The sequence below is a fragment of the Rhodococcus mengyinensis genome, assembly GCF_048381435.1.
GTDB classification, from domain to species: Bacteria; Actinomycetota; Actinomycetes; order Mycobacteriales; family Mycobacteriaceae; genus Rhodococcus_F; species Rhodococcus_F opacus_D.
In genome coordinates this window covers 1-10,905 of sequence record NZ_JBLWIT010000072.1, presented here as the reverse complement: position 1 = coordinate 10,905, position 10,905 = coordinate 1, and the positions used below count along the sequence as shown (strand labels likewise).

The 10,905-nt window shown below is 68.2% G+C and carries 11 protein-coding genes and 3 pseudogenes; 8 read left to right on the top strand and 6 right to left on the bottom strand.

Annotation, left to right across the window (positions count from 1 at the left end):
* Nucleotides 1-125, top strand: a pseudogene (locus tag ACNJ7E_RS14190) (IS701 family transposase); the annotation flags it as partial.
* Entirely contained in the window at nt 122-283 is a 162-nt protein-coding gene (locus ACNJ7E_RS14185) for a hypothetical protein (protein WP_418339497.1), read from the top strand. The pseudogene ACNJ7E_RS14190 and the gene ACNJ7E_RS14185, both read left to right, overlap by 4 nt.
* Before the next feature lie 970 nt (nt 284-1,253).
* On the opposite strand, the gene ACNJ7E_RS14180 is transcribed toward ACNJ7E_RS14185, so the two are convergent.
* Complete coding sequence (locus tag ACNJ7E_RS14180) at nt 1,254-3,128, bottom strand: RNB domain-containing ribonuclease (RefSeq protein WP_418340174.1); 1,875 nt, start codon at nt 3,126-3,128, stop codon at nt 1,254-1,256.
* A 1,111-nt stretch (nt 3,129-4,239) separates the two neighbouring features.
* On the opposite strand from ACNJ7E_RS14180, the gene ACNJ7E_RS14175 reads away from it, so the two are divergent.
* From ACNJ7E_RS14175 to ACNJ7E_RS14160, 4 genes and pseudogenes are all read left to right on the top strand, one after another.
* Entirely contained in the window at nt 4,240-4,446 is a 207-nt protein-coding gene (locus tag ACNJ7E_RS14175; protein WP_378435237.1) for a hypothetical protein, read from the top strand.
* 414 nt (nt 4,447-4,860) lie between these two features.
* Nucleotides 4,861-5,151 (top strand): hypothetical protein, encoded by a 291-nt coding sequence (locus ACNJ7E_RS14170; RefSeq protein WP_418340173.1) that lies wholly within the window; start codon nt 4,861-4,863, stop codon nt 5,149-5,151.
* Nucleotides 5,148-5,474: a hypothetical protein gene (locus tag ACNJ7E_RS14165; protein ID WP_418340172.1), complete on the top strand. Its 327-nt coding sequence runs from the start codon at nt 5,148-5,150 to the stop codon at nt 5,472-5,474. Before ACNJ7E_RS14170 ends, ACNJ7E_RS14165 begins: the two co-directional genes overlap by 4 nt.
* A gap of 423 nt (nt 5,475-5,897) precedes the next feature.
* Nucleotides 5,898-6,252, top strand: a pseudogene (locus ACNJ7E_RS14160) (WhiB family transcriptional regulator).
* Between the two features lie 393 nt (nt 6,253-6,645).
* Here ACNJ7E_RS14160 and ACNJ7E_RS14155 read toward each other — a convergent pair.
* Nucleotides 6,646-6,897: a hypothetical protein gene (locus ACNJ7E_RS14155; RefSeq protein ID WP_418340171.1), complete on the bottom strand. Its 252-nt coding sequence runs from the start codon at nt 6,895-6,897 to the stop codon at nt 6,646-6,648.
* A 148-nt stretch (nt 6,898-7,045) separates the two neighbouring features.
* Here ACNJ7E_RS14155 and ACNJ7E_RS14150 point away from each other — a divergent pair, with 148 nt between their 5' ends.
* Entirely contained in the window at nt 7,046-7,390 is a 345-nt protein-coding gene (locus ACNJ7E_RS14150; protein WP_418340170.1) for a histone-like nucleoid-structuring protein Lsr2, read from the top strand.
* 162 nt (nt 7,391-7,552) lie between these two features.
* Here ACNJ7E_RS14150 and ACNJ7E_RS14145 read toward each other — a convergent pair whose 3' ends face one another.
* Nucleotides 7,553-8,044, bottom strand: a complete 492-nt coding sequence (locus ACNJ7E_RS14145) for an N-formylglutamate amidohydrolase (RefSeq protein WP_418340169.1) — start codon at nt 8,042-8,044, stop codon at nt 7,553-7,555.
* A 394-nt stretch (nt 8,045-8,438) separates the two neighbouring features.
* Here ACNJ7E_RS14145 and ACNJ7E_RS14140 point away from each other — a divergent pair, with 394 nt between their 5' ends.
* Nucleotides 8,439-8,645: a hypothetical protein gene (locus tag ACNJ7E_RS14140; protein WP_418340168.1), complete on the top strand. Its 207-nt coding sequence runs from the start codon at nt 8,439-8,441 to the stop codon at nt 8,643-8,645.
* 470 nt (nt 8,646-9,115) lie between these two features.
* Here ACNJ7E_RS14140 and ACNJ7E_RS14135 read toward each other — a convergent pair whose 3' ends face one another.
* The 3 genes and pseudogenes from ACNJ7E_RS14135 to ACNJ7E_RS14125 form a co-directional block, all read right to left on the bottom strand.
* A complete protein-coding gene (locus ACNJ7E_RS14135; protein ID WP_418340167.1) occupies nt 9,116-10,357 on the bottom strand; it encodes a UPF0158 family protein in 1,242 nt (413 codons plus the stop codon).
* Between the two features lie 229 nt (nt 10,358-10,586).
* Entirely contained in the window at nt 10,587-10,748 is a 162-nt protein-coding gene (locus ACNJ7E_RS14130) for a hypothetical protein (RefSeq protein WP_418339497.1), read from the bottom strand.
* Nucleotides 10,745-10,905 (bottom strand): annotated as a pseudogene (locus ACNJ7E_RS14125) (IS701 family transposase); the annotation flags it as partial. The gene ACNJ7E_RS14130 and the pseudogene ACNJ7E_RS14125, both read right to left, overlap by 4 nt.

Below are 10,905 nucleotides of genomic sequence, written 5' to 3'. Positions count from 1 at the left end.
ACCAGGTACGCACCTACCGGGCCTGGTACGCCCACATCACCTTGTCGATGCTCGCCCTCGCCTGGCTCGCCGGGACGAAAACCGAAGCGATAAAAGGGGAATCGGGATCGAAGATCAGGGCATGATCGCGTACACGCTACCCGAGATCCGCCGCCTGCTCGTGCAACTGATCCTGCGACACGCCCACCCGGACGAGCACATCTGGTCCTGGTCGAAGTGGCGACGGCGCCGACAACACCAGGCCCGCACCTCCCACTACCGACGTCGCGGACACTTCCCATAAGTGCCGTTGCAGTACTAAGGAGTGACATCGAGCGTGTGGGACTGAGCTGTAGAAGATGCACTCCCGGTGCCGGCGTTCGAGCTCCTACACGTTCGACGTGGCCCACGTGGTCCTGCACGGGGCCACCGGCAAACACTCAGTTCTCCCTGTGCCGAGCCGGGCCATACTCTCCAGACTCTCCAGCCACCGGTTCCCGTCCCGTTTGTCAGTTCGCCAGGTACCTGGCGGAGCAGACCTGGCTTGACCTGCGGTGCGCCACCCGCGTCAGCCATGCCGACATCAACTTCTTCTCATCCGATGTGGCGGATTCCTGGCGGGCTCCGCGCCGATCCGCTCCGTCCACCATGTACTGACCTGCGGCTGCGCCCACTTCCGCCACATCGGATGAGAAGCCGCGCCACATACCGCCAGAAGCGCGCCAGATGCACTGAGAACCGACAGTGTTCGTCGCCGAACAGGACGCACATTTTCACGGTTCGTCGATTCTGGTGGGGAGTGGGGGAGTGGCAGCATAGTCGCAGTTCAAATGGGGCAATTAGGTTGTCGATGGGTGGGGAGCGAGGGTTGAAAAGCGGCACTGAATCTGGTTCAAAGACACTTCGATCAGGCCGGTAGCGCGCGCCCATGTCGGCGCTGCCGGTCAGTCGTCATCGGCACCGCAGTGCGGACACTCCCCTGACACCTCGGCCGGAAATCCCGCATCCGCGCTCGTCTCGACCGGCTGCTGGACGACCCGCTCTCGCCCGAACCGCGGCGGTCCCTGCGTCATTCTGTTCTCGGACCGAAGGGCGTCGGGATGTCGATGCTCGGATCGATCGACGGCGCTCTTGTCCGGGCCGCCACGAGAGTGCCGTCCCCGTTTCGGTCGGCGCGCCTCAGGGGCTGTTCGCCGGAGGGTGACCGGCAGCGGTTCGGCCGCCCCGGGGCCCGACTGGTGTTGCCGCGGTATACACAAGACCGCGCGGCGCCGTCACTGCCGGGCGAAGAGTGCCTCGACGAGGGCGGTTGCGGATGCGGTCTTCGCCGCGGTTTTCGCGGTCGCGTCGGCGGTGGCGGTGTGGCCGGCGAGGTGCACGGTGGCGGTGAAGCGGGGTGCGTGCGCGGGCCCGTCGGTGCGAATCTCCCACTCGGGCGGGGGCTGATGGTTGTTCTGGGCCAGGCTCATCAGCCACGCGATGGGGTTGGACAGGGCCTTTGACTTCTTCGCCCCATCCAGGTTCAGTACGGTCAGGGTGGTCGTATCGTGCGGCGGCCGGGGGATGACTGCACCAGGGTCCTCGGACGCGGGCGGGGCAGGGGGTTGCGGGTTCTGCGGTGCCGCAGGCCATTCGGGTTCCGGTTCGGGGTGATCGGTGCCGGTCAGCTGCGCGCGCAGTCCGGCCCAGAGGGCTGCCTGTTCGGCCGCCTTCTTCGCCGCCGCGGTGGTCCAGGGTCCGCGAATGCTGCGGTGGGTTGCGCGGGCGGCGAACAGTGGGTGGTGGTCGGCACCATTGCGCCGGATCTCCACGTCGGTGGGCGGTTGATCCGGATGAGCCTGCCGCCACACCGACACCACGCTCGGGCCCATCTCCGGGTGGGTGTCGGCCAGGGTGTCGAGGACGCGGAGTTGGATCGGGCGCCAGGTGGGGTCGGCGGCGTCGATCAGGACCGCGACGTCCGGGGCGGTCAGCAGGTCGGCGTCGACGCGGCGGGCGAGTTCGGCGGCGATCTCGTCGCGAAGTGGTGCGGTGGCTGCGGTTTTGAGGACCTTGTGGAAGGTGCGGGTATCGAGGGCGGTGAGGTCGCGGGACGCCTCTTGGGTGACGAGGCGGTGGTCGGCGTGTTTGAAGTGATTCTTCTTCGCTTCCCGAGCCTGGCGGGTGCGCCGGTTCAGGTCGGCGCCGAGGGCCGCCAGTTGGTCCGGGGTGTAGGGGGTGGGGGAGTGGTCGAGGTGGGCGAGGATGATCCGCTGGTTGATCAGGTCGGCCACCCGCCGCAGCGGTGAGGTGACATGGGTATAGGCGCTGAGACGAAGACCGGAATGTCCGTGGACCGTCGGATCGTAGGTCGCGGCCCGCAGCGTCGACAGCAGCCGGCCGCGGAGTTTCGCGAACAGGTCCGGGTCCCCGGCCGCGGCGGCGATCTCGGTCATCAGCTCGTCGGCGCTGCCGGCGACCGGGTTGGGTCGGTGGTTGCGGAACAGGATCGGTAACCCCTGCTCCACACACCACAACGCCACGGCCTCGTTGGTGGCGATCATCAGCTCCTGGACGATGACGTAGGCGACGGTCCGCAATTCGGCGGCGATCGCCACGATGGCGCCGTCCTCGTTGGCTGCCCAGCCGCGGGTGAGGTCGTAGAACGCCAGCGCCCCGCCGTCGCGGCGGGCGCCCAGCAGGGCCTGCGCGGCCGCATCCGCCGCCGCCAACTGGCGGTACAGGGGATGGGCCGGGTCGGTCAGAATGCCGGGCACCTGCGCGTGATCGACCGGCACGCACCGGCCCGACGGGATCTGTCCGCGGGCGACGGCGGTGTCGATCAGTCGGCCGTCGGTGGTGAGGGTGCCGGTGACCTGCAGGCTGGTGCGCGCGGCTTCGGTGGTCAGGGTGGCGGCCTGTTCGGCGGTGTCGCCGAGCATCGGGATGGTGCGGCCCGGCAGGTATCGGGTCTCGGCCCGCAGGAACGCCTGCTCGTCGGCGACCGACCCCAGGCCGACGACGTCGGCGACGCCGGCGATGTGGACCTCGATCGCCCACCCGCGGTCGTCGGGGAGGGGGGTGACGGCGAAGGCGTCGTCTCGGTCCCGCGCAGTCGCGGAGTCGATCATCAGCAGCGTCGACAGGTCGGTCGTGGTCGGTGATGCCATGGTCGCTTGCCCCCTTGCTTCACTACAGGTCTTCGACGATAACCGGCTCCGGACCCTGCGGGTCGCCGACACACGACGCCCGGGCCAACCCCCAGGCAGGTGGCGTTTCTCGTGCGAGGTCCCAAGGGACTGGTGTGCGGTCAGCATTGCGGGGGTGTCGCTACCCCGGCCGACGAGGTGGACGGTCGTGGTGGTGATTCTCGCGGGGCAGCACGAGCGGTCACGATGAGGACGCCGAGCCCGTCATCTGGCCGGACACGTGATGATGCTCCGTCGTGGGATGTCCTGCTCGACGTCGACGTTTCCGAGCCCCCGGACATGATCGTCTGAGGTTGTGCCCACACACGGTCACACACCCAGCCCCGCGTGCCTGCGATTACGTGGAGTGGCCCGGTGCGTCGGCACACAGCCGGGGCCGAAGAAGGGACGCGGTCCCCATCAAGGGGCGTTCCGGGGTGCACTGGAACTACACCTACGGCTCTGTACCCACCGAAGGCGACCAGCCGGTGGACGTGTAGGCCACGGGCAGCCGGAATGGCGCGCGGCGGGCGTATCGGCGGGGTGTGCTCGCCGGCGACGAGTGGGCCCTGTTCGAGGTCACCCGCACCGCACGTCAGCCGCAGCGCGCTACGGCATGGCGTGAGCGTGGCCGGAGAACCACTGCGCGAAACAGTTTCTCGGCAATTGGTGCACCTGAGCCACCACGGGCAGCCGCTGCACCCGGACAGTGGCCGGAGCACCCTCGACCTGTGTCGGGCACCAAGGATCGGAGCGGCAACGGCGAGACGGGATCGGGTTTCATATTGGCGTCCGCCGGTAACTGGCCGCCAACGACCCGTTGCCGAGTGGTGGGGTCGCGGCGCGCAGCCACGCCCACGGTGGCCGGGGTGTGTGGACATCGCGCAGTGTCGGTGACGACCTCTACGCTGACGGTGCACGATGGCAGGTGGTAGCGACGAAGGACGCGGACACTGTGTCCCCGGTCGCCGTGGACGGTTGCCACCGGTGTCGGATCAGTTGAGGACGGGAGATCGACATTCATTCACACAGCCAGGACTTTTATCTTGCGGAGATGACTCGTGCCACAGAAATGGCTCGCACGCTGAACCGTGTGCAGTGGGCGTTCATTGCCGCCGCCGGTGCATGTGCGGTGCTCTATCTCGTGTTTGACGCGTGGTGGTGGTTTCTGGCGATGGTCTTCGCGGCGGGATCGGTTGTCGTGGCGATTTTTCAACTCTGGGTGGTGCGAAAGGGGTTGAAGGCGTCCCGCGCGTTTCGTGCAGTCGGTTCGACGGACTCGCAACACCTGGAGGGCTGAAGTCGGCCTCGTCAGATGTGGTGAAGGAGATCGGGCAGAGGTGAGGGCGCGGTGATGGTGGCGTGTGCTACCCACCTCTGTCATTGGTCACGAAATTCCCAGGTTGAGGGTTTGTCCGTCACGTAATCGGATGTAGAGCAATTATCGTGATTGCTTTGGGGTGCTTAGCTATCCGGCGTGAATGGCACGGTTGCGGAGTAGGTCGAAGTTGGCTCCCCCCGGGGGTGGCCGGCATCGGCACAATCAGCCGCATGGGCCGATTGTGCGCCTGTGTGCGCAGCTCCGACGGTCTTCGCCGATAGAGCGGCCCGATTACCTCCCGCTCATGGCCTGCCCGGCTGTCGGCCTCCATTGGCATGACACCCTGTGACGTGACTTCACGCCCGCCGACCGCCTGGGAGGACCCGCACCGCCATGACCACCTGGACCCTCTGGATCGGCGCCGTACTGGTCGTCGGCGGCTCGGCCGCCCACCTCACCCGCCGGGTAGTGGCGGCCCGGGCCCTCTGGGTGCTCGCCGTCCTCGCCTTCGTGGCCACGGCCGCCTCCGCGGCGTTCACGTCCGAGTTCTCGCTGCCGCTGCTGCTGATCCTCGTGGTCGCGATCACGGCGACCGTCGCCCTGGTCTCCGTCACCCGGCAGCCGGCACGGTCGGTCACCCGGGAGCCGGCCAGGTCTGCGGCCGCGCGCCGGGACGCACGGTGATCACCGCGGTCTGCGCCGTCGTTCTCGGTCTCCTGCTCGGGGGTTCCGACCTGGCGGACCGTCGGCGCACCCGCCAGTCGGAGCGGGCGCGGATCGCAGAGATCGCCGCCGGTCTCGACCGCTTCCAGTGGTGGGCGCTCGAGGACCTCGCCGACGCACGCCAGGCGTTCCTGAGCCGAGACCGCACATCAGGGGACGCGCAGGTCCGGGCGTTCCTCGCGGCCCGCGATGCCGCCACCAAGGTGGGCATCCCCGACGAACTGGCGGTCTACCGGCTGGCCGATGAGATCATCCACGACCGAGACCGGCACGCCCTCATGTAGCGAGGTCCACGCAGACACCAGTACGGTCCCAGTCGAGTTCCACAGGCGCGGTACACCGTTCTGCATCTGACGAGCGTGGGACCCGCTCGTGGCGTCGTGCCGCGCGCCCCGCCGCGGTGGATCCGTCGGTGTGCTCAGTGGTTGCCGCGTGAGATGAACAAAGTACGAATGCCGACGAACGTGCAGGTGAACCGCTGCATCGGAATCTTGGGCAGGCCGGGATGTTGGACATGCGACCGAGTGGCGCCGGGGTCGCGTACTCCGGTATACCTCTGCAAACAGGGTGACCGGTTTCCTCTCTCAACGCGGCGTGACCGGGACCCGTGGCCACATGAGGACCCGACGCCAGTTGTCCCCGGCCCGGCGATCCATCCCGGGCTCGGAGCAACGACGGGCTCGGAAGAAACGGAAAGGGAATCGGCAGTGTCACCCGCAGGAACCGCACCGCTACCGGCGTACCAGACCCCGACTGCCGGGGTGGGGTGGCAGGAGCGGGCCGCGTGCCGCGGACTCGACTCGTCGGTGTTCTTCTCCCCGGACACCGAACGCGGCCAGGCCCGGGCCCGGCGCGAACTGCGGGCCCAGCAGATCTGCCATAACTGTGCTCGCCGCGTGCCGTGACCATGCCCTGGCGACGGGTGAGCCGTACGGAACCTGGGGCGGGATGACCGAAACCGAGCGCAGGCGACATGCCCGCCGCCGCGGCGAACGCCGATCGCTGCCACCGCGGCGACCGGCATCCGGCGATGCCGAACGCGAGTGGGCATCCGCCCGGTAGCGGACGCGTCACCGATCCTCGGATTTATCAGGGTCGCCCGCGCCGGCGGCCTCCCCCGCGCCCTGCTGGAGGCACCCACCATCTGCGTAGGGTGTTGGATCGGCCCCCGGAAGCACATCACCGGAGGCGGTGGTGGTCGGCTTCCACGCGGCTGGATGGGGCGGCCTTGCCGTCGCACCCGTTTGTTGCCATGCGTCCTCGAGCCGCGCCGTAGCCGTCGTCGTCGATCATGTTCGGCAGGCCGGCACCAACTGGTGAGCGGTGGCGGTGGTCGTCGGCGGAGCAGCGCCTGGTCCGCTCACGGAATACGACGAGATCCGCCGCGCACCACCCCCACGCAGGGCGGTTCGGCACCCCATCTCGGTCCTCGCCCGTGGTGAGGTCGGTGTTCGTCTACTGCGTGGGATTGCTGCGACCACGCAGTCGGTCCCGGTAGTCGTGCAGCCGGACCACCGCCGAGTGCTCGGGGTCGACGAACAACAGACTCTCGTCCCGGAGGATCCGGGCGGCGACACGATCGCACCGATAGGCGAACACTGCGATGTGTTCGGACGCGGTGACGTCCTCCGCCAGCCGCAGGGGAAGGCGCACGATGCGGTAGCCGAGTCTGATCGCGTTCAGCGGCAGCGACCTCATCGTCGTCATTGCACGATGCTAGGCCGGTGCGCACGCCAGTGGACCACGCCGGTGGCTCGGCGGATCCCGCTGTCGGCCGCTGAGCTCGGCGGGGTTACCTGATACTTCCAGTACTGTCATCAGATCCGGACCGACGAAGAACGCGAGGAGTGGATCTGTGGCACGCAAGGTCGTGGTGGAGCTGGTCGACGACATCGACGGCACCGTGTTCGGTGACGACGGCGAGAGCATCCACTATGCCGTCGACGGCGTCGAGTACGTGATCGACCTGAAGGACGAGCACGCGAGGGAGCTCCGCGAGACGTTCGAGTACTACATCGCCCACTCCACCCCGGTCGGCGGCCGCAAACACCGCTCGGACCGGTCGGCTGCCCCTGCTGCGCGGCGGTCGTCGGACGAGACGAAGAAGATCCGGGCCTGGGCGCGCGGGCAGGGCTACGAACTGTCTTCGCGTGGCCGTATCCCCGCCGAGATCGAGCAGGCCTTCCGCGACGCCCACTGACCACGGGTGACCCGTCCTCAGGGTCGTTCACCGTCGGCGAACACACCGGCTGCGGAATACCCGCGGAAGGTCCGCCGTGGAATAGGCCGATGGTGGCGCGCATACCCCAAGTACCGCACCAGAACAGTCGCCGCGAGCGACCACGTGCTGCACGTCGTGAGGTCAAGCAGTGGTGACGATCCGAATCTCGGGATCGGTACCGCCGGTGCGCATCCGGTAGTGCGGACAGCCGACCACTTGTCGGGGCACTCGGATCGCCTGTCGGTCGGTGTCGAGGTAGAGCCGGTAGGTCAGTTGTCCGTCCCGGTGCTCGCCGGTGTCCGGGTCGACGGCGCCGAGGAAATATCCCTGCGCGGCGTCGACGTCGGCGAGGATCGCCCCCGCCCACTCGCCCGGTTCGGCGACCGGGAGATGCCGCGGCAGGCCGGTGGCGGCGTCGACGCTGTGTACGAGCACGGTGACCACGAACCCCGCTGCCGCCGGCGCCCACGGTGCGACCGCGAACATCGCGAGCGAGGTGTGGATCCGCAGTGCGATGTTGGTGCCGGTCCGGGCCGGGGTGGTGATGATATGTGGGTGCGCCGAGGGCACCAGTGTGGTCAGTAACGGCAGCGCCTGGTGGTTGTTGGGGATGTCGTCGGAGGGAGCGGACACCAGCAAAGGCTACAAGTTCACCCGTTCACGGCGTCCTTCGGCGATCACCCGCACGGCGGCAACAGCACGTGCTGGTGGACACCAATGCCCACAATCGGTGTGTGCGCTGCGCTGATTCTCAGGGCCGGGCGGGGGCCCGCTGCCGGGATCGGGGTTTGGCGCTGACTATCGCCGAGACCACCGATCCGTAGGCTCTCCGCGATGGAGGGGTTCTCGGGCTGCTGTACGGCCTTCACCCCGAACCGGGCTGCAACCGAGGACCGACAGCGACTCGAACACACGTTCGAAGTACGTGTTACGCTTCTCCATGGCGGGGCGGGTGGAGGCCAAGCGCCTCGGGAAGCATCCGCCCCGCGCCAACTCGAGTGCCGAGGTGAGACCGATGGACAGTGTGATGAGCAAGGCCGATGAACTCGATCGTCTGGTGGGCGAGCTGGTGAGCCTGGATGAGCGGCGCGTGTGTATCGGTACCAAGCTCGTCGATCTCGAGCACTATTTCCGCAAGGCCGGCTACCCCGAGTTGTCGCGGCGGGCGCTCGATGCCTTCATGACGCGGTACCTGGGGCGAGTCCTCGAGCTCGCCGACGGGATGCGCGAATAAGAGTGGACCCCACCGGCGTTGGCCTGACCGCGGAACCGTAGCCGTGCCTCTCGTGTCGGTCGTGGTGTGTAGTCTGTGCGCAGTTCCGGGGATCCTCCCCCCCAATTCGATTCTCGGAACCCCTGCCTTGGTGTCACCCCCCCGACGTCGGGGCACCCCAATGCCCGGACGTCTCGCCGGACCGCCGACCGTCGACAGCCTCGGCTCGGCGAGGTCATCTCCGGTATCCTCGCCGATCGTGCCGTAAAGGTCTGTGCCGGTGGCATTGTGCGGTGCGCGACCCGCGGACTCGTCACGTGTCGCAGGGTATGGCCACCGCGATTTCTGTCTCCATTTCCTGGCATTTCTTCGGTCGTCACGACGCGCGGCGGGCCGTCCCAGGTGCTGTGCCGCGACCGGCGATCGGGACGCCATCGCGTGAGCGGGCGGGGTCGGTGACACCCGTGGCAGACCACGGTGTGGGCTGATGGTCAGCCCACGCGGATGCCCTGGTCGGCGAGGAACTCGCGGGCACGACCCAGTTGGCGGTCGGTGGAGAAGGCGTACCACTGTTCGGCGAGGCTCTCCTGGTGGACGAGGTCTCGGAACCGGCCGAACGCACCCTTGCCCTCGATCGCCCGCTCCAGCCGCTCCCGCACAGCGGGATCATGCTGCCGCTGGGCGAAGGCCGCCATGTCCCGCCAGCCGTCCCGCGAGCCGGTGCGGTCGAACCGGAGCCAACGGTCGGGCTCCTCGTCCACGTCGACGGCGGCGTCCTGTCCGACCATCGCCGGATCGGTGATGCTGTCGTCGACCACGTCCCCGGTGTGCAGGTCGAGGTAGCCGCCGGTCGAGATGCCGAGATCCCCGTCCAGTTCGGTGCCGAGCATCTCCAGGTCGACCGGCACCACCCGCCCCGTCAGCGGCTCGCCGCGCAGATGTGCGAGCAGGTCCTGCGCCAGCACCTCATCACCCGGGCCGGCGCGCCACGTCAGCCGGTTGATGATCGACACCGTCACCGCCTCGGCCTGACTGCGTCGTTGCTGCAGTGCCATCGGCAGTCCCGCGCCCACCTGGTGCAGCGCGTCGTCGACGTCCCGGCCGCGGACCGCGGCGAGGAAGCGGTCCGCATCTGCTGTCGCGGCGGCTGCGCGCAGCTCGGACACCTCGAGGGTGGGCGCCTGGTCCTGTGCGGGCCACGCGTGCAGCAGCATCGGATGCGGCCCGCTGGGTCTGCGCGGAGCCCGGCTCTGTCCGTCGTCGTCGGCCCACCGGCGCCCGTACTGGTCCGGAATCCCGCCCCATCCCCAGTACGGCAACGGCTTGCCGGGCGTGATGCCCAGGACCGTCAGGGGGTCGACCTTCTCGTTGCCGATCACACAGCGGTGGGTCCAGTCATCGCCCAGATCGAAGGTGAACTGAAACTCCGCCCCGGGCTTCAGCAGCCGCGCGACCTTGGCCGATTCGATGTCCACCGTCTCGGTGATGGGCCCACCGAGCGATTCGACCATCTCGTCCCCGGTCTCGGTGTCGGTGACCACACGGGAATCGGCGAGGGTGAACATCGACAGGTGCGACCGGTCCCACCGGGCGAACGCGTCGTTGATCGCATTCGCGAGGTCCAGGAAGGTGTGCGACGGCCCGACCGCGAACACGCGGCCCGGCCACGGCCACAGCTCCTCCCCGCGTCCGCCGAGCAGCTCCACCGTCACCGACAACCACGTTCGTGCCATCCCCCGAGGATGGCAGGCGAGCCGTCGCGCAGCCATACCGCAGCCCCGGACGGGTGCACGGCGCCCCGTGCCGGCCGTGGTTCGTCCAGTTCGGCGCTCACCCCGCGACCCGAATCCGCATATACGTGCAACACTGCACGTAATGCAGCGTGTGATCATGCGTGCATCGACTAGTCTGGGCTGCAGCGGCGGCCGGCAACACGCGCGGCGGCTAATACTGCAACGGCACTTATGGGAAGTGTCCGCGACGTCGGTAGTGGGAGGTGCGGGCCTGGTGTTGTCGGCGCCGTCGCCACTTCGACCAGGACCAGATGTGCTCGTCCGGGTGGGCGTGTCGCAGGATCAGTTGCACGAGCAGGCGGCGGATCTCGGGTAGCGTGTACGCGATCATGCCCTGATCTTCGATCCCGATTCCCCTTTTATCGCTTCGGTTTTCGTCCCGGCGAGCCAGGTGAGGGCGAGCATCGACAAGGTGATGTGGGCGTACCAGGCCCGGTAGGTGCGTACCTGGTAATGGTCGAGGCCGGCCTCGTTCTTGGCCTGCTGGA